The organism is Roseateles aquatilis (genome assembly GCF_002205645.1).
Lineage (GTDB): Bacteria > Pseudomonadota > Gammaproteobacteria > Burkholderiales > Burkholderiaceae_C > Roseateles > Roseateles aquatilis.
The window spans coordinates 58,934-77,649 of the sequence record NZ_NIOF01000002.1; the positions used below are offsets into that span (position 1 = coordinate 58,934).

General features: G+C 72.5%; 11 protein-coding genes. All 11 read right to left on the reverse strand.

From position 1 onward, the window contains the following. Positions 1 to 31: 31 nt before the first annotated feature. The 11 genes from CDN99_RS05750 to epsC all read right to left on the reverse strand — a co-directional run bounded on the left by CDN99_RS05750 (position 32) and on the right by epsC (position 17,993). On the reverse strand, positions 32 to 1,423 hold the full coding sequence (locus tag CDN99_RS05750; RefSeq protein ID WP_202820233.1) for a lipase family protein: 1,392 nt from the start codon (positions 1,421 to 1,423) through the stop codon (positions 32 to 34). A gap of 67 nt (positions 1,424 to 1,490) precedes the next feature. Next, positions 1,491 to 4,085: a TonB-dependent receptor plug domain-containing protein gene (locus CDN99_RS05755; protein ID WP_088383563.1), complete on the reverse strand. Its 2,595-nt coding sequence runs from the start codon at positions 4,083 to 4,085 to the stop codon at positions 1,491 to 1,493. A 217-nt stretch (positions 4,086 to 4,302) separates the two neighbouring features. Continuing rightward, complete coding sequence (locus tag CDN99_RS05760; protein WP_088383565.1) at positions 4,303 to 5,577, reverse strand: acyl-CoA dehydrogenase family protein; 1,275 nt, start codon at positions 5,575 to 5,577, stop codon at positions 4,303 to 4,305. Between the two features lie 205 nt (positions 5,578 to 5,782). Next, complete coding sequence (locus tag CDN99_RS05765; RefSeq protein WP_193531690.1) at positions 5,783 to 7,819, reverse strand: dipeptide ABC transporter ATP-binding protein; 2,037 nt, start codon at positions 7,817 to 7,819, stop codon at positions 5,783 to 5,785. Positions 7,820 to 7,821: 2 nt separating this feature from the next. Beyond that, complete coding sequence (locus CDN99_RS05770) at positions 7,822 to 8,850, reverse strand: ABC transporter permease (RefSeq protein ID WP_088383567.1); 1,029 nt, start codon at positions 8,848 to 8,850, stop codon at positions 7,822 to 7,824. Then, positions 8,847 to 10,070 carry an ABC transporter permease gene (locus tag CDN99_RS05775; RefSeq protein WP_088383569.1) on the reverse strand — a complete coding sequence of 408 codons (1,224 nt, stop codon included), beginning with the start codon at positions 10,068 to 10,070 and terminating at the stop codon, positions 8,847 to 8,849. Before CDN99_RS05775 ends, CDN99_RS05770 begins: the two co-directional genes overlap by 4 nt. Further along, on the reverse strand, positions 10,070 to 11,722 hold the full coding sequence (locus CDN99_RS05780) for an ABC transporter substrate-binding protein (protein WP_202820235.1): 1,653 nt from the start codon (positions 11,720 to 11,722) through the stop codon (positions 10,070 to 10,072). Before CDN99_RS05780 ends, CDN99_RS05775 begins: the two co-directional genes overlap by 1 nt. Continuing rightward, the gene (locus tag CDN99_RS05785) at positions 11,723 to 12,826 is read right to left on the reverse strand and encodes an ABC transporter substrate-binding protein (protein WP_088383573.1); all 1,104 of its coding nucleotides are present in this window, start codon (positions 12,824 to 12,826) and stop codon (positions 11,723 to 11,725) included. 154 nt (positions 12,827 to 12,980) lie between these two features. Further along, positions 12,981 to 14,975, reverse strand: coding sequence for an ABC transporter ATP-binding protein (locus CDN99_RS05790; protein WP_202820236.1), 1,995 nt, complete (start codon positions 14,973 to 14,975; stop codon positions 12,981 to 12,983). Positions 14,976 to 14,989: 14 nt separating this feature from the next. Beyond that, entirely contained in the window at positions 14,990 to 16,753 is a 1,764-nt protein-coding gene (locus CDN99_RS05795; protein ID WP_088383577.1) for an ABC transporter ATP-binding protein, read from the reverse strand. A 310-nt stretch (positions 16,754 to 17,063) separates the two neighbouring features. After that, positions 17,064 to 17,993 (reverse strand): serine O-acetyltransferase EpsC, encoded by a 930-nt coding sequence (gene epsC, locus CDN99_RS05800; protein WP_088383579.1) that lies wholly within the window; start codon positions 17,991 to 17,993, stop codon positions 17,064 to 17,066. Between the last annotated feature and the right edge of the window lie 723 nt (positions 17,994 to 18,716).

An 18,716-nucleotide genomic window follows, 5' to 3' on the forward strand; every position in this document is an offset into this window, starting at 1 on the left:
ACGTGGAAGGGACAGGGGAGAGCGATGCCGCTCATTCCAGCGACGGCGCGCAGCGCGGCTGGATGGGCTGGCCGGCGATGGCCTTCTTCGCGAATGGCACCGAGTCCTTCAGCGATGCGTTGACCGTCGCGCTGTGGCCCAGCCCGGCATAGAGGTGACCCTCGACGACGGTGCCCGCCGCGCAGGCATCGCGCATCAACGCGAGCTGGCTGATCGCCGACGGCGTCACGTCGTCGGCGCCGGTGCCGATGAAGACCGGGTGGGGGATCGCGAGGGTCGGGTACTCGCTGTAGCGGGCGCTGCGGCGCGGCGCGTCGGCCAGGTACTTCTGATAACCGGGGCCCGGTGTCGCCAGACGCGCGTTGGCGATCGTCAGGCCGTTGCCGACGACGTCGGACGCGACCTGCGACAGGCAGGCCTGGCGCGCCTGCGCGACCAGCGGCAGGCCCTGCTCGGTGAAGACCTCCTCGGGCTTGAGCGACGGGTCGTGCTGCTGATCGACGACGAAACCGAAGAAGCCGTAGGCCAGCGAGTCGTCGACCTTGTTGGGATCCCGCTGCAGCGGGATCGGCGTGGCCTTGGGGTCGCGATAGATCACGCCGGTGGCCACTGAGCCCTTGACGCCCAGCTCCGGCGCGTAACGGGTCTGGTAGGCCGCCGCGGCGAAGACACCGATGCCGCCTTGCGACTGGCCGACCAGCAGCACGCGGTTGTCCAGCCCCGGCACGTCGCGGATGACGGCGCGGGCGCTGTCCAGGATGCCGTAGGCCAGCATCGGCACGTTGATCAGCGGGTGCGGGCCGGCGACGCCCAGGCCCTCGTAATCGCTGGCGACGATCGCGAAGCCTTCCCTCAACCAGCGGCTGAGGTAGCGCACGTCGCGATAGGAGCGCCCGGCCCAGGACGGCGCGCAGATGTCGGCCAGCCCGACGGTGCCGTGGCCCCAGGCCAGCACCGGCCAGCCGCCGGCGGGCGGCGTGCCGCGCGGAATGAACAACGCGCCCGAGATCACCACCGGCGTCTTGCCGTCGAAGCCGCTGGTCGAGGTGTACAGGATGCGCAACTGGCGTGCCGCCTCGGGCAGGCCGACCAGCTCGGGCAGCGGCTCGGTGCGCAGCAGCCGGCCGGGCGTGGCCGGGATCGCCTCGGTCCAGCGGTAGAAGTCGGAGACGCGGCCGTCGCCCTGCGTGGGGTCGGGTTTGGGCGCGAAGGTCTGCGCGTTGGCGGACAACGCGGCGCCCACGGCCAGCGTGCCCATGAACAGGGCGCCTTGCGCGATCAGGCGACGGAGTGCGCGTGCGCGTGCGTGAGCGGCGACGACGGCCCGGGCCGCGAGCGCGCGCGGCTGCGTGATCGCCGCGCGCGGGCGCAGGGACGGGAGAGCCTGGAGGGACGGGAGGGACGGGAGGGACGGGAATCGCATGGCGGGTGTTCCTTGTGGGGGTCGGCGGGGACCGCGCGGCCGCCCGGGGCGGCCGGCGCGGGCCGCGTCAGAAGCTGTAGGACAGGCGGGCGTAGAGCTGCGTGCCCAGGCCGCCTTCGGGCGAGTTGAAGCTGTACTTGGTGATGGCGCCGCTGCCGGTGGCGGGTTGGCCGGTGCTGGCGACGACGGTCGGGTTCTCGTCGGGGTAGCTGTCGAAGAGGTTGATCGCGCCCACGGCCAGGGTCAGGCCGCGCAGCGCGCCGTCGAAGCGGTAGGCCACCTCGGCGTCGACGACCCATTGCGCCCCGTAGGTCTTGTCGTCCAGCGCGTTGGTGGCGCGGTTGGTCCACTTGCCGTAGCGGCGCGCGCCGCCGTTGACGGACCACGCGCCCTGGTGCCAGTCGGCGCCCAGCACCAGCTTGTCCCGGGGCGTGATCTCCTCGATCAGGCCGCGCGTGTTGCGGCCGACGATCAGCGTCGACGGGATCACCGCGCCGGAGGCCGTCGCGACGTCGCGGGCGCGGGTGATGCGGGTCTGGTTCCAGGCGTAGCCGGCGTTCAGGTCCAGGCGGCCGCCGGCGCCCAGCGCGAGGCGGTACTTGCCGGTCAGCTCCGCGCCGCGCGTGCGCGTGTCCAGCACGTTGGTGAAGAAGGCCGCGCTGTTGATGCCGAAGGGCGACAGGATGGGCGTGAGCGCCGGCAGCGCGGCGGTGGTCAGGTTCTCGGACAGGGCGATGCGCTGGTCGATGTCGATCTGGTAGAGGTCGATGGTCGCGCTGGCTTCCGCGCTGGGGCGCCAGACCAGGCCCAGCGACACGTTCTTCGACTTCTCCGGCCGCAGCGCCGTGCCGCCGATCAGGTTGGCGATGGGGCTGCCCGGCAGCAGCGTGCGCTGCTGCACGTCGACCGGCTGGCCGTTGACGGTGGCGGTCTGCACGCTGAAGGCCGAGTAGCCCAACTGCACGATCGACGGCGCGCGATAGCCGTTGCTGGCGGTGGAACGCAGCGCGATCCGCGGCGTGAAGTCGTAGCGCAGCGAGACCTTGCCGTTGGTGGTGGCGCCGAAGTCCGAGTAGTGCTCGCTGCGCAGCGCCAGGCCGACGTTGAGCCGCTCGGTGACCTGGCCCTCGGCGCTGACGTAGGCGCCGCCGACCTTGCGCGACAGGCGTCGCGCGTCCTGGTCGGTGATGCCGGAATACAGCCCCGGCACGCCGACGCCCGGCACCTGGCTGGGGTTGTAGAACGGGCCCCGCGTGTAGGCCAGCGGGTCGCCGGCTTCGAGCACGTAACGCTCCCAGCGATAGGCGGCGCCGGCCGCGATGGTCAGCGGACCGGCCAGCCAGGACACGTCCACATCGCGGCTGTAGTCCAGCGTCGCGTTGGCTTGCGTGTTCTCGCGGCTGCCGGTGTAGATCGTCGACGGCGAGTCGGGGCCGTAGCTGGGGTTGATCGCGTTGCGGTCGGTGGACTTGACGGTGTTGCGGCCGATGTTGAGCGCCGCGTCCCATTGCCCGGCGCGCGCGCTGCCGTGGCGCGCGCCGACGTTGAGCGCCGCGTCGTCCAGGTCGTAGACGTTGATGGGGATGCGGCCTTGCGGGAAACGCTGCTGGAAAAAGACCGAGCGCGCCAGCACCGAGTTGGCGGTGTTGGACTCGTAGAAGTTCTCACCGATGCTCTGGCGCTGGCCGTAGGTGCCGAAGGCGTAGAGCGCGGTGTCGGTGCCCAGCGGCAGCTCGGCGTTGGCGACCACGTTCAGCTGGTCCTTCAACTGCGGCGATCCGAAGGCCCAGTCGCGAAACGGATGGCCCACCGGCAGCGACGGGTCCGGACGGGTGTTGTTGGCCTTGGCTTTCTTGCCGGCGTCGAAGGACAGCGTCAGGAAACCGTCGTTGGGCAGCGCCAGGCCCTTCCAGCCGTTGAGGGTGTGTTGCTCGCCGCCGCGGTCCTCGTGGGACAGGCCGCCCCAGCGGTAGGCCAGGCCGCCGCCGCTGTCCTGCGACTTGAGCACGATGTTGATGACGCCCGCGATCGCGTCGGAGCCGTACTGCGCGGCGGCGCCGTCGCGCAGGATCTCGACGCGGTCGATGGCGCTGACGGGGATCAGGCTCAGGTCGACGGCGGCGGCGCCGCGGCCGCCGGCCAGCGTCTGCCGCGTGAAGTTGGCGCCGACGTGGCGGCGCTTGCCGTTGATCAGCACCAGCACCTCGTCGGCCGACAGGCCGCGCAGCGACGCGCCGGCGGGGATCGACGACGCGAAGCCGCCGTTGGGCGTCGACGGCGCGCTGAACGACGGGGACAGGCTGATCAGCGCGCGCGACAGGTCCGCGGCGCCGGTGCGCTCCAGCGTCTCGGCGGTGAGCACGTCGACCGGCGCGGGCGCGTCCAGGCTGGTGGTGCCGATGCGGCGCGTGCCGGTGACGACGACCGCGTCGAGACCCCCGGTCGCGGTGCTGCCCGCCTGCGCGGCGGTGCTGGCCTCGGCGACGGTCTGGGCCGACGCCGGGCCGGGCGAGAAGGTGGCGGCGATCAGCAACGCGAGCAGCGGACGCGCGGGCGCCGACGGGAAGCGGTCACGCGCGGTCGTGGATCCGATCTCGGCGGTGGAGGTGGAGCCGAGCGTGGGCCGGCGCTCGGGAACGGTGGTGGAACGGGACGTGGACATGAACGGTAAGCCTGTTGTTTTGGGCATGCGGCGGCGCAACGCAGCGTGCTGCGCCGTCGTGCGGGCGATCCGGGGAGGCTGGGAGGAGGGCGGGCGTGTCAGGGGCGACAGCCACGACAGCGCGGACAGCGGCCGAGGGATCCGCCCATGCGCGTCGCTCGTGAAGCCGATCGCATGGCGCTCATCGGAGGAACGGCGGGCAGGCGACGGGAGCGAGTCATGGCGCGCCCGCCGCGGTGGTGCCGGCGTTCTGCCGCCGCTCGCGCAGCGCGGCGCCGTACTCCGCCGGGTCCACGCCGTTGAGGTAGTAGTTGCCGACGTGGTGCAGGCGCCAGCGGATCGGGTCGTGTGTGGTGTGGACGCGCGCATCGCGCCAGAAGCGATCGAGGTTCCACTTGGCCAGCGACGAGTTGGCGCCGAGCAGCGCGAACATGTCGCTGGAGATGCGCAGCGAGGCGTCGTCCGACGCCGCGCGCGCGGAGGCCACCGCCAGGATCAGCTCGTCCTGCAGCGGCTTGCTGTCCGGGTCGACGCGGTGCTCGTCGAAGCGCTGCGCGGCATGGCGCAGCAGCGCCTCGGCGGCGCGCACGGCGACGGCGTACTCGCCGATGGTCTTGATGATGTGCGGCTCCTGCGCCGCGTGTTCGACTTCGGCGTCCACCCATGGCCGGCTGTTGTGGCGCAGATGATGGATGGCGGCGTCCAGCGCGCCGCGCGCGATGCCGGTGTCGATGGCGGCATGCAGGATCTGCGGCCAGGTCAGGCCGGTGCGCGGCATGCCGCCGGGGCCTTGCGGCCGGCGCGGCACGAAACGCTCGTCGACGACGATGCCGTTGAAGCGCACCGTGCCGCTGACCGAGTGCCGCTGGCCGAAGGCGCGCCAGTCGTCCACCAGCTCCAGCCCGGGCGTGTCGCGGTGCAGCAGGATGTTGATCGGGCCCTCGGTGGAGCCGGCGCTCAGCGAGATCCACTCGGCCAGGTAGGAGCCCGTCGAATAGAACTTGCTGCCGTTCAGGATCAGTCGGCCGTCGGGCTGGCGCTCGGCGAAGGTCTTGTGATCGAACTTGTTCTTGCCGCCGACCTCGGCCAGCGCGTTGCCGAAGCGCTTGCCGTCGAGGATGTCGGCGACCAGGCGGTCACGCACCGTCGGCGCGAAACCGACGCCGACGCCGCGGATCATGACGTTGTGGATCTGCAGCAGCTGCCCGACGCCGCCGTCGGCGGCGGAGATCAGCCGCACCGTCTCGACGATGGTCGCGACCGAGGCGCCCAGCCCGCCCAGCTCCTTGGGCAGCGCGATGGCGGTCACGCCGGACTGGGACAGGATCTCGGCCTGGCGCAGCGGCAGGCGGTCGTTCTGGGCCGGATCGGCGGAGATCTCGGCGATGGCGTCGGCGGCCTGCCGCGCGGCGGCCAGCGCCTCGGCCTCGGTGGCGAGGCGGCGCGCGCGCGGTGTGGCGGCGGGAGACGAGGTGGAGAGTGAGGCGGTCATGGTGTCGAAGCTCGATGGGATCGGATGATTCAGGGTGGCAGGCCCGCGGCCATGGCGCTCGTGGCGACGGCCGGGACGGCGACGACGGCCGGCATCGCCGCGTGTCGGTGCGAGCGGATGCCGCCGCGGCCCTGCGCCTGGCAGGGGCCGTCGCCGCGCGGAGGGGCGGGCGCGGCGTGAAGCGGGAGGGGACGCATCGCGTGGCTCATGTGGCGAAGCGGTATTGGCGCCGTGGGGGCAGGCGTCGGGACTCGGCGGTCAGCGACGGCGAGTCCACGACCAACTGCCGCGTGTAGGGCTCGGCCGGGTCGTCCAGCACGCGCTCGACCGGACCTTGCTCGACCAGCACGCCGTGTCGCAGCACGGCCACGCGCTGCGCGATCGCGCGCACCACGCCCAGGTCGTGGGTGACGAACAGCAGCGCCAGGCCGCCGCGTTGCAGGCGGGCCAGCAGGTCGAGGATCGTCGACTGCACCGACACGTCCAGCGCCGAGGTGACCTCGTCGCAGATCAGCAGCCGCGGCTCGCAGATCAGCGCCCGGGCGATGGCGACGCGCTGGCGCTCGCCGCCGGACAGTTCGCGCGGGTAAGCGCCGGCGGTGGATGCCGGCAGCGCGACCTGCGCCAGCACCTGGTCGACGCGGCGCCGTGTGTCCGCCGCGTCGCCGCCGAAGAAGTGCCGCGCGGCGGTGGTCAGCGTCTCGCCGACGGTGTGGCTCGGGTTGAGCGAGCGGTACGGGTTCTGAAAGATGTACTGCACCTGCCGGCGCTGGTCGGCGGGACGCTGGCGCGACTTCAGTGGCAGCGCGGTGCCGGCGTAGCGCAAGGTGCCGGTCGCCTGCTCGCCGATGCCCGCCAGCGCGCGCGCCAGCGTGGTCTTGCCGGAGCCGGACTCGCCCACCAGCGCCAGGCACTCGCCGGGCGCCAGCGAGAGGTTGGCCTCGAAGAGCACCTGGCGGTCGCCGTACCAGGCGCTGACGCGTTCGACTTCGAGCAGCGGTGCCGATGCGGCCGGGCTTGTCGCCACCCGGTCGACCACGCCGCGGTGGAAGGCGGGGCCGGCGTCGGCGTGGTGGCAGGCCAGGACGCGCCCGGGCGTCGCGGGCTCCAGCTTTGGCGCGACCGCGTGGCAGTCGTCGCGGGCGATCGGACAACGCGGGGCGAAGGCGCAGCCGCCTGGGCGATGGCCCGGCGCCGGGGCCTGGCCGGGGATGGGCCGCGGCGGGCGACGCTCGGCGACGTCGGGGATCGCGGCCAGCAGGCCCTGCGTGTAGGGGTGCCGAGGCGCGTCGAAGAGCTGCCGCAGCGGCGCCTGCTCGACGATGCGGCCGGCGTAGAGCACCACCACCTCGTCCGCCAGGTTGCGCACCACCGCCAGGTCGTGGGAGACATAGACGGCGGCGACGCCGTGGCGGCGGCACAGCTCGCGCACGGTGAGCAGCACCTTGGCCTGCGTGGTGACGTCCAGCGCCGTGGTCGGCTCGTCCATCACGATCAGGCGCGGCCGGGTGGCGAAGGCCAGCGCCAGCAGCACGCGCTGCTGTTGACCGCCCGAAAGCTGATGCGGGAAGCGGCGCAGGAACCCGGTCTCCGCCGGCAGGCCCACATCCTCCAGCGCCTGCAGCACGCGCGCCTCGCGAGCGTCGGCGGCGAGCGCGGGCTCTTGGATCTCCAGCACCTCGCGCAGTTGCGTGCCGATGCGGCGCAGCGGATTCAGCGCCGCGGCCGGGTCCTGCGCCACGTGCGCGACGAGGCTGCCGCGCAGGCGTCGCAATGCGTCGGCGTCGAGGTCCAGCAGCTCGTGCCCGGCGACGCGCACCCGGCCCGCCGTGATGCGGGCGCCGTCGCGCGCATGGCCCAGCAGCGCGAGCGCGATGGTGCTCTTGCCGGAGCCGGACTCGCCGACCAGGCCCAGCACGCGGCCCGGCGCGATGCGCAGCGAGATGTCGCCGACGATGTCGGCGCCGGACGGCAGCTCGACGCGCAGGCCGGAGACCTCCAGCAGCGGCGCGGTGGAAGCGCCGTCGATGGCGCTGTCCACGGGGCGCTCGTCGCCGGTCCCGACCGAGGCGCCGGCCGGGTCGACGGACGCGCGAAGGGCCGGGCCGGCGGCGGCGTCGACATCGACGGCGGCTTCGGGCGGCGCGTCGACCGGTGCGTCGAACGCGAGCCCGGGAGGCGTCTCCACGGACCCGCGATGCGAGGACTCCGGCCGATCGTGAACGGTGAAGGCGACGGACATGCTCAGCGCTCCTCGATCCGTGCGGCGGCGCGGCCGGCGCCTTCGGCCAGCAGGTTGGCGCCGAGCGCGAAGACGGCCACCAGCAGCACCGGCGCGGCCACGGCCAGCGGCTGTACCAGCAGGCCGGCGCGGTTCTCGTTGATCATGAGGCCCCAGTCCGCGGCCGGCGGCGCGACGCCGTAACCCAGGAAGGCCAGCCCGGACAGCATGCCCACCGCCCAGGTCAGCATCACGCCCAGGTGCACCAGCAGCGGCGTGGCGATGTTGGGCAGGACCTCGCGCAGGACGATGTGGCGGCGGGAGTAACCCAGCAGCTCGGCCGCCTCGACGAACTCCTGCCGCACCACGTTCAGCGCGACGCCGCGCGCGAGCCGGATCACGCCCGGCACGAAGGCCAGCGCCACCGTCAGCACGACGAGGCCGTGGCCGCGGCCCAGCATCGACACGATCAGCAGCACCAGGATCAGGTCGGGGAAGGCCAGGAAGACGTCGGCCGTCCATACGATGGCCTGGTCGAGCCTGCCGCGCGCATAGGCGGCCAGCACGCCCAGCACCGTGCCCACGGCCAGCGCGAGCGCCGATGTCGCCAGCGACATCCACACCACCGACCGGCCGCCGGCCAGCAGCCGGGACCAGACGTCGTGGCCGAGGAAGTCATGGCCCAGCGGCGCGCCCGGCGCGGCGGGGCCGTAGGTCGGTCCGACGAGCGCGGTCGCCTCGTGCGGCGCCAGCCACGGCCCGAGCAACGCCAGGCCGACCACGAGCAGCGTCGCGATCAGGCCCACGCGCACCTGGCCCTGCGCCAGGGCGAGGCGCCAGAAGGCGCGGCGCGCCGGGACCGAAGCCACCGGGGCGGACGGTGCGCCCCCGGCGCGCGGCGTGGCGATGGCGGGTGCGGCCACGATTGCCGGTGCCGGTGCCGGTGCCGGTGCCGGTGCCGGTGCCGGTGCCGGTGGCGTCGTGGCCCCGGGGACGGTGGCGGGCGCGGTGGCCGCGAGGGGCGGCTGAACCTCGGAAGGGATGGCGCTCATCGGGCGTACCTCGGGCGGTGATGTCCGCGACCCAGCCGCAGCGCATGGCGCAGCCCGGGCGATCGGGCCTTGATGCGGCCGGCGGTGCGCAGGCGCGGCGTGAGCAGGACGGTGGCCAGGTCGGCCGCCAGGTTGATCGCGACGATGGCGACGGTGATTACCAGCACGATGGCCTGGATCATCGGCATGTCGCGCATCTCGATCGCGGCGTTGAGCGTGCTGCCGATGCCGGGGTAGCTGAAGACCACCTCCGCGATCAGCGCGCCGCCGAACAGCACCCGCAGCGTCATCGCCACGCCCTGGATGGCCGGGATCAGCGCGTTGGGCAGCGCATGGCGCCAGACGATGCGCCGCTCCGGGATGCCGCGCAGGCGGGCGGCGGCGACGTGGTCGGACTCCAGCACCTCGATCATCGAGGCCCGCACCAGGCGCAGCAGGTAGGGCGCGACGGACAGCGCCAGCGTCGCCGTCGGCAGCACCAGGTAACGCCATTGCGAGGGCAGGTCGCGGTCGGGGTCCAGCAGCGACGCGGCGGGCAGCACCTTGAAGACCGAGGTCGAGAACAGCAGCACCAGCACGATCGCGATCGCGAAGCCGGGCACCGCCTTGAGCAGCACCAGCGCGGCGATGGCCAGGCGGTCGCCCGCGCGGTCGCGGCGCAGCGCCAGGGCGACGCCCAGCACCAGCGCGATCGGCAGCGCGGTCAAGGTCACGCAGGCCGTCAGCAGCAGCGAGTTGGCGAAGCGCGCGCGCATCAGCTCGCCGACCGGCACGTTGGAATCGATGGACCGGCCCAGGTCGCCGGACAGCATCTGGCCGGCCCAATGCAGGTACTGCAGCACGATGGGCCCGTTCAGGCCGAGCTGCTCGCGCAGCACCGCGATGGTGGCCTCGCTGGCCTCGGGGCCGAGGATGATGCGGGCCGGGTCCGACGGCAGCGCCTGCGTGGAGACGAAGACCACGATCGAGATCGCGACCACCACGCCCAATCCCGTCAGCAGGCGGCCCAGGAACCACGGGGCCCACGGCGGCAGGCGCAGCCACGGCGATGACGCCGAATGGCGGCGCGCGCCGCCGCCGTGGCCGTGGCGCCTGGGACGGCCCGGGGCGTGCCGCGCGTCCTTGCCGGCGTGCGAGCCTGGCGAGCCGTGAGGGCCCTGCGGTCCGTGGGTGAGCGGGTTCGCGTGCGGATGCGGATGATGTCCGGCGGCGTGGCTCATCACGCGTCCTCCAGGCGCCAGATGCGATCGGTACGCCAGGCCGCGAAGCCGGTGCGATCGGGCGTGACGCCGCCGATGCGTGTCGACACCGCGTCCAGCACGTCGGCGAAGCCCCAGATCAGCAGCCCGCCGCTGTCGTGCTGGATGCGCTGCGCCTCGTGGACCAGCGCCTTGCGCTGCTCCAGATCGGCCTGCGCGAGCGCCGCGGTGATCAGCTCGCCGAAGCGCGGATCGCGGAAGTGGGTCTTGTTGTTGGCGGCGCGTGGACCGTCGTGTTGCTGCACGGTCAGCAGGAAAGGCCGCGACACGCCGGCGCCGGTGCTGAAGGTCCACCCGGCGCGGTTGGGGCCGGTGAAGGTGGAGGCGTCGACCTGCTTGACGGTGACCGTGACGCCCGCTGCCTTGGCCTGCTGCGCGAAGACCAGCGCCGCCTTCGACCCCGGCGTCACCAGCTCGACGTCCAGGCCGTTCGGATAGCCGGCCTGCGCGAGCAGCCGGCGCGCCTCGGCCAGGTCGCGTCGCCGCTGCGGGATGTCGTGGTCGTAGACCGGGTCGCCGGGCGAGTAGAGGTCGTTGGCCACGCGGCCGCGGCCCTGCAGCACGCGGTCCACCAGCTCCTGGCGATCGGCGATCAGGCGGAAGGCGCGGCGCACCTCGGGCTTGTCGAAGGGGGCCTTGGACAGGTTCATGTCCAGCGACTGCCAGGCGTCGGTCTGGGATGCGACGACGCGCAAGCGCGGGTCCCGCTCCAGGAACTGCAACTGCTCGGCGGCGATGCCCGGCGCGATGTCGATCTGGCCGGCCTGCAGCGCCTGCAGGCGCGCGGTCTGGTCGGCGAAGTCGTGGATGTGGACCTCGTCGAACCACGGCTGGCCGGGCTTGAAGTAGTTGTCGAAGCGGGTGAAGACCGAGCGCTGGCCCGGCGTGAAGCTCTTGAGCCGGTAGGGACCCGCGCCGACGACGTTGGTGACCGGGTGATAGTCGACCGGGACGATGCCGCCCCAGCTCATCCAGCACTCGGCCAGCGCCACCAGGCCTTGCCCCTTGGCGAAGGGGATGCGCACGGTGCGGTCGTCGAGCTTGCGGACCTCGTCGCGCCGCAGCGAGTAGAGGTAGGCCGCGTAGGGCGAGGCCAGCGCGGGATCGGTCAGGCGGCGCAGCGAGAAGATGACGTCGTCCGCGTCGATGGTCTTGCCGTGGTGGAACTCCAGGCCGGGCTTGAGCCGGATCGTCCACTCGGTGCCGTCGCGGTTGACCTGCGCTTCTTCCGCCAGCGCGAGCGTGGGCAGGCCGTCCAGCCCCCATTCCCACAGCTTGGCGTAGAGCGCCCAGCCGCGGAAAGCGCCGCTGCCCACCGGCTTGTGCGCGTCCAGGTTGCCGGCCTGGCCGGTCTCGATCACGCCGAAGTGCACCGCACCGCTGCTGCGGCGGGGTTGGCCTTCCACGGCCGGCGTCGCCGAAGTGGCGGCGGTGCCGCCGGAGGAGGAGGCCGCACTGGCGTTGGCGTTGGCGTTGGCGTTGGCGCTGCGCTCGCCGCAGGCGCTCAGCAGGCCGCCGCCGGCGAGCAGGCCGGCGGCGCCGGCGGACCAGCCGTGGCGCAGCAGCGCGCGGCGGAGTGGATCGGGATCGGACATCGGAGAGGGACGGTTCATTCAGGCGGCGATCGGCAGCAGCTCGGCCAGGCGGCGGTGCGCGGCGGCCAGCGGGCGCGGATCGATCCAGGCGTCGAAGTCGAAGTCACGGTCCAGGAAGCCGTGCGTGAGCTGGAAGTTCTTCTGCTGCCGGAACAACGCCACGCGCTCCGCCGACAGGTCGGGCGCCAGCGTCAGGTGGAAGTTGTTGCGGTAGGCGCCGGCCACGCCCTCGCTGCCGGCGCGTGTCTCGCCTTGCAGGATCTCCAGCGTTTCCTTGAGGTGGGTCTTGGCCCATTCGGCGGCGCGCAGCGTCTGCGTCAGGAAGCGCACCAGCAGCTCGAAGTGGTCGTCGATCAGCGACTGGTGGACGGTGATCGGGCGCGGTGTGCCGTTGTTGACGCGGAAGCGTTTCTCCGGCAACTGGTCCAGGTCGATGCCGATCTTCGCGCCCAGTCGCGCGGCGGCTTCCAGCGCGGCGGCGCCCTTGACGTAGACCGCGTCCACCTCGCCGCGCAGCAGCGGATGGATGCCTTCCCACAGGCCGGTGCCCAGGTCCTGGGGGCGCGGCTGGCCGTCGCCCAGCGGCGCGCCCGCGAGGTGGCCGAGATCGCCCTCGCGCGGCGGCGCCGGCGGCAGCTCGACGAGGTGGGCGTCGTCCAGCGACAGGCCGACCGCGTTGAGCGCGCCCTTGTAGCCCTGCAGGCTCATGCCGCGCGCGATGCTGCGGCCACGGCGGTTCTGTGCCAGGTCGGCGGGGCGGAAGGCCGGCAGCGCCAGGCGCTTGCCGCGCAGGTGCTCGGGGCGGCTGATGTCGGAGTCGGGCCGCACGAGGATGGCCTGGAACTCGTCGATCCAGGTCAGGCCGACCAGCCGCGTCGGCGCGCCCTGGGCACGGGCCGGGATGGCGAGCAGGTTGCCGCCTTCGCGGACCAGCGTGGTCAGCTCGTGGTCGTAGTGGTGGCGGGCCAGTTCGCCACCGGTCTCCTGCAGGGTCTTGAGCTGGATGCCGTCGCGGGCGAAGTCCTGCTCCAGCCAGCCCAGGCGATACGCCAGGCCGGTGGCGGTGGGGACCGGGCAGCGGGTGAACCAGACGGTGTCGACGGTGGAGGTCGGGGTGCTCATGGCGGTGTCCTTGTGATGGCGGTGACAAGACCCGTATTGCCAGAACCGTGCCAGGGTCCGCGGGCCCGGCAAGCCCGTGTTGATGGGGCATTCCGGGCATCCGCGCCCGGCGGGCGCGTTCCGGTCGCGTGGAAATCAGCAGCCGCTGCTGGCTTCAGGCCAGCGCGGGGCTGCTTTCGGCGCCGTGCGACGGATCGTCGAGTGCGGGCGTGGCTGCGAGCGTGGTGACGGCGATGGCAACGGCCGTGCCGCCGTGGGTCACGGCATCCGTGGCGACGCCCGTGCCGCCGTCGGTGTCGGTGTCGACCGTGGTGGAGGCGGCGGCGATGGCGGCGTCGCCGAAGGATGCCTGCTCATAAGCACGGTACAGGCGCGCATAAGGCCCCTGCGCCGCGATCAGCGCGGCATGCGGGCCGAGCTCGACGATGCGGCCCTGCTCGATGACGGCGATGCGGTCGGCGTCGCGGATCGTCGCCAGGCGGTGGGCGATGATGATCGCGGTGCGGCCCTCGCAGAGCCGCCGCAGCGCCGCCTGGATGCGGCGCTCCGTCTGCACGTCGACGGCCGAAGTGGCCTCGTCCATCACCAGCACCGCCGGGTCCGCCAGGTAGGCGCGCACCAGGCAGACGAGTTGGCGCTGGCCCTGGCTCAGTTGCCCGCCCATCGGCCCGACCTGCGTGGCGTAACCCAGCGGCAGGCGCTCCAGGACGGCGTCGGCGCCGAGGTCGCGCGCGGCGGCGATCAACGCGGCGTCGTCGGCCGCGGGCGCCGCCAGGCGCAGGTTGTCCAGGATGGTTCCGGAGAACAGCATGTTCTCCTGCAACACGACCCCGACGTGGCGCCGCAGCTGTTGCTGCGGCAGCGCGCGGATGTCGATGCCGTCCAGCCGCACCGTGCCGCCGTCGACGTCGTAGAAGCGCGTCAGCAGCTGCACCAGCGTGCTCTTGCCGTGGCCGGTAGGCCCGACGATGGCCAGCACCTCGCCGGGCGCGATGCGCAGGTCCAGGCCGCGGATCACCGGGCGCGCGGGCTCGTAGGCGAAGTCGACGGCGTCGAAGTGGATGTCCCCGCGCACGGCGCCCAGCGCCCGGGGGCGCGGTGGATCGGCGACCTCGGCGTCGGTGTCCAGCAGCAGGAAGATGCGCTGCGCCGACGCCGCGCCGCTGGTGTAGCGCTCCAGCAGGTCCGACAGCTCCTGCAGCGGCCCCAGGAAGAGCTGCACGTAGAACAGGCACTGCACGATCTGGCCGAAGGTGAGCGCGCCGCCGCCCATCTCGCGCGCGCCGCCGGCCAGCAGCAGGACCATGCCGGCGCTGGTCAGCAGCGCGGTGTAGGGCAGGAACCAGCCCGACTTGCGGTTGCCGCGGATCAGCGTGCGGTTGAAGTCCTGCAGCAGCGCGCGGTAGCGGTGGCGGTTGCTCTCTTCCTGCACCGTCTGCTGGAGGATGCGCACCCCGGCGACGGTCTCGACCAGGTGGGCGGTGAAACGCGCCCGCGCCTCGGCCACCAGGCCCCAGTTCTTCTGCGAGATCCGCTTGAAGCCCCAGATGCCCAGCACCAGCAGTGGCACCACCGCGGCCAGCGCCAGGAACAGCGTCGGCGAGATCGCCTGGATCAACACGCCGGCCACCACGCAGCGCAGCAGCGCCGACAGCAGTTCCGGCGGCCCCTGGATCAGCAGCGGCTCCAGCGCGTCCACGTCGCGGTCCACGCGCGAGATGATCCGGCCCGCCTTGGTCTTGTCGAAGAACCGCACGCTGAGCGTCTGCACATGCCGGTAGACCCGCATGCGCAGCGCATTGAGCACCCGCAGCGCCGACCTGCCCGCCAGGTACTGCGACGCGCCCGAGATCGCGAAACGCGCGATCCAGGTCAGCGCCATGCCCGCGCCCAGCAGCGCCGCGAGCCGCGCGTCGACGCGCCAGCCGGAGCCGTCCGCCACCAGCGCGTGGTCCAGCGCCTGGCCGACGAACCAGGGCCGCAGGAAGACGGCGCCCACCAGCAGCGCCTCCAGCGCCACCGCCGCCGCCAGCGCCCGGCGCACCGGTCGCAGCAGCGGCAGCAGCCGCCAGAACATGCCGCGGTCCAGCGCCTTGCGCGCCAGCGCCTGTTCGAGTTCGATGTCGGACAGCGGTCGTTGTCCTCGCATGTCGGCGCGTGCCATCAGTCCAGCCCCAGCAGTTCGCGATAGGCCCGATGGGCGGTGAGGTCGTCATGGCGGCCCTCGGCCGCGATCCGTCCGTCGATCAGCAGCAGCACGCGGTCGGCCTGCAGCACGGTGGAGAGCTTGCTCGCCACCATCAGGACGGTGGTGCCGCCGCCGGGCTCGCGGCGCAGCGCGCGCAGGCGGCCCAGCACGCGCTGCTCGGTGAGCGCGTCCAGTGCGCTGGTGGCGTCGTCCAGCGCCAGCAGGCGCGGTCGGGCCAGCAGGGCGCGCGCCAGGGCCAGGCGTTGCCGCTGGCCGCCGGACAGCGTGATGCCGCGATCGCCGACGCGTGTCCGCAGGCCGTCGTGCAGGCGCTCGACGACCTCGTCGGCGCAGGCGATGTGCAGCGCGCGTTGGAGCTCGGCGTCGTCGGCGTGTGGCGCCGCCAGCTTCAGGTTGGCGGCCAACGTGTCCGAGAACAGGAAGGCTTCCTGCGGCACGACCTGCACCGCGCGGCGCAGCGCGTCCAGGCGCAGGTCGCGCAAATCGGTCCAGCCGGTGGTGTCGTCGCCCAGGCGCAAGTGGCCGGTGTCGGCGTCCAGCAACCGCGGCAGCAGGCTCACGAGCGTGCTCTTGCCGGCACCGGTGGCGCCGACCAGCGCGACGACCTCGCCCGGCGCGATGCACAGGGCGCAGCCGTCGAGGATCGCCGTCGAGCCGCCCGGCGCGCGCACGCCGACGCCGTCCAGCGCCAACCCCAGCGGCCGGTCCGGCAGCGTGGCGGTGCCGCCGTGGATGGCGGGCTCGGCGTCCAGCAGCTCCCAGATGCGGGCCGCCGACGAGCGCGCGTCCGCGAAGATCTGCATCACCCGGCCCACGCCCTCGGCGCGGAAGATCAGCACGTTGGCCATCAGCAGCGCCGCGACCAGCTCGCCGCGGTGCAGTCGGCCGGTCTCCACCAGATGCAGGCCGAAGACCAGGATCCACACCTGGCCCAGCGCGACCACCGCCTGCGGCACCGGCACGCGGGCGCAGGCATAGGCGAGGGCGGCGGTGGCCTGGCGCATGAAGACGGCGATCTGCGCCTCGAAGCGGTCGGCGCGTTGGCCCTCCAGCACGAAGGACTTGATGACGCGCACGCCGTTGACGCCTTCGGAGAGCTCCTGGTTGACCTCGTCGTAGGCGGCGCCGACGGCGCGGTCCAGCGTCACGAGGTGATCGGTCTGGCGCAGGAACAGCGTGACGGCGATGCCGATCAGCAGCAGCGGCACGATGGCCAGGCCGGGGTGGTACCAGGCCAGCACCGCGAGCGTGGCGGTGACGACCAGCGTCAGCTCGAAGACCTGGCGCCAGAAGTTGATCAGCGCGTCGCGCAGCTTGTCGGCGTCGCGGGTGGTGCGGGTGACGAGCTCACCGACGCCGTGACGCCAGTGATAGCCCAGGTCCAGCCGCTGGACCTGGACCAGGATGCGCTCGCGCAGCAGCGTCAGCAACTGCTGGCCGCTGATCAGCGACGACAGGCCGGCGCCGTACTGCAGCACGCCGCGCAGCAGTGCCGCGCCGAGCAGCCAGGCGGACCAGTGCAGCACGCCGTCCAGCGCGGCCCGGGCACCGTCCGCGGCGCCGACCTCCAGTGCGTGGACCGTCCGCCCGACCAGCCATTGCTGGGCGGCGAAGGCGATGTTGCCCAGCAGGAACAGCAGCGCGGTGAGGGTGAAGTGGCGGGGGATCTCTCGATAGAGCAGGAGGCTTCGCCAGAGCGGCGATGGGGAGGCGGGCATCGGGCAGTCTGTGCTGCCCGATGAAGCCGGGCATCGAGCCCTTGTCGCAACTTCCAGGCCATGCCGGAAGTGACCGCGCCAGGCCCGGATGCGGGCCGCGGAGGGGCGCGGCCGGCGTCGTCGCCGCATGGGCACTGCGCGGAATCCAGCAGTGCTGCGTGGTTCCGAGCAGTCGGGCGGGCGATCTCCGGCGCGCTGACGGCGGTGCCGCGTCGGCGTGGACCGTCAGTGCGCGTCCATCAGTTCACGCCCGCCAGATCCGGTCCGTCGCATCTCGCCCGCCGGATAGGCCCTGCCAGTCATGTTTCGCCTAGATCTCGCCGGGTGCCTGGCTCTGCGAGCTGGCCTGGCTGATGTTGCTGCCCGGCGGGATGCTGCGCGTCAGCCAGACGTTGCCGCCGACGACCGAGCCGCGGCCCAGCGTGATGCGGCCCAGGATGGTGGCGCCGGCGTAGATGACGACATCGTCCTCGACGACCGGATGGCGGGGCGCGCCCTTGCGGATCTGCCCTTGCTCGTCCTTGGGGAAGCTGCGCGCGCCGAGCGTGACCGCCTGGTAGATGCGCACGCGCTCGCCGATCACGGCGGTCTCGCCGATGACGACGCCGGTGCCGTGGTCGATGAACAGGCCGGCGCCGATCCGCGCGCCGGGGTGGATGTCGATGCCGGTGCGGCCGTGGGCCAGCTCCGCGACGATGCGCGCCAGCAGCGGCACGCCCAGCGCGTACAGCTGGTGCGCGAGCCGGTGGTGGATCATGGCCTCGATGCCGGGGTAGCAGAGCAGCACCTCGTCGACGCTGCGCGCGGCCGGGTCGCCCTCGAAGGACGCGAGCACGTCGGCGTCCAGCAGGCGGCGGATCTGGGGCAGCGAGCGGCCGAAGTCGGTGGTGATCGCGGTAGCGCGCTCCGCCACCTCCGGCGCGTCGGGCGCGCCGCCGGCCACCGAGCCCAGCTCCAGCAGCACCTGCTGACGCAGCGCCTGCAGGTGCGTGTCCAGGGAGTGGCCGATGTAGTAGTCCTCGGCCTCGGGCCGCAGCGACGGCGGTCCCAGCCGCAGCGGGAACAGCACGCCGCGCAGGCCCTGGACGATCTCGTCCAGCAGCTCGACGGACGGCAGCTCGCGGCCGCGGGGCTCATGCTGGCGATGGGCTTCGCGCCAATCCTGGCGCGCGGCGCGCAGGCCGGCGACGATCTCGTCGAGCGGCCAGTCGCCGCCGTTGCGGGGAGGAGCGACGGTCATGGGTGGGGATGGAAGAGGGCGGGCATGCGGCGCATTGTTCCCGCTGCGCGGGGAGGGTGCCACGGGGAGAGCGCGAAGCCGGGTGGGAGGGAAGGTCAATTGGCGATGCCGGTGCTCGGATAGAGTGCAACGTCCTTCGCGGAAGCGCTCGCATGACCGAGCGAGATCGTTGGCATGCGCACCTTCCTGATTTCATCCCTCCCATGAAACAAGGTCTGGGAATTGGACTGGCGATCGTGCTCGGCGCTGGAAGCGTTCTCTACTTCATGGGCTTCGATATCCGCTCGCCGCGGGATGAGTCGCCGACCTCGCCGGCGTTTTCCCCTCCCTCTGCCCCGACGGTCCAGCCTGCGCTCAAATCGAATGGAGCCAGCACTTCAGATCGGCGCATTCGACCAGCGTTGACAGTCCGAAAGACAAATGACTGGATAAAGGAAGCCTCAGACAGCGCCGACTGCAGGGATCTTCTGGCGGCGCACAAAGCCGTTCAATTGTGCAAAAGCCGGGAGGACATGCGGCGCCGAAATCCTGCGCTCGACATATCCGACACCGAAGTTCGACTCGGCGAAGGACGATTCGTTGACTGCTCTGCGCTGACCGCCGAGCAGCGCCGCGACCACCTGCAATGGTTGGAACGGGCGGTTGAGCAGCAGGTGCCAGGCGCGGCGTTGGAGTGGCTGACGGCGGGACCCAACGGCCAGATCGACGACCTTGAAATGCGCA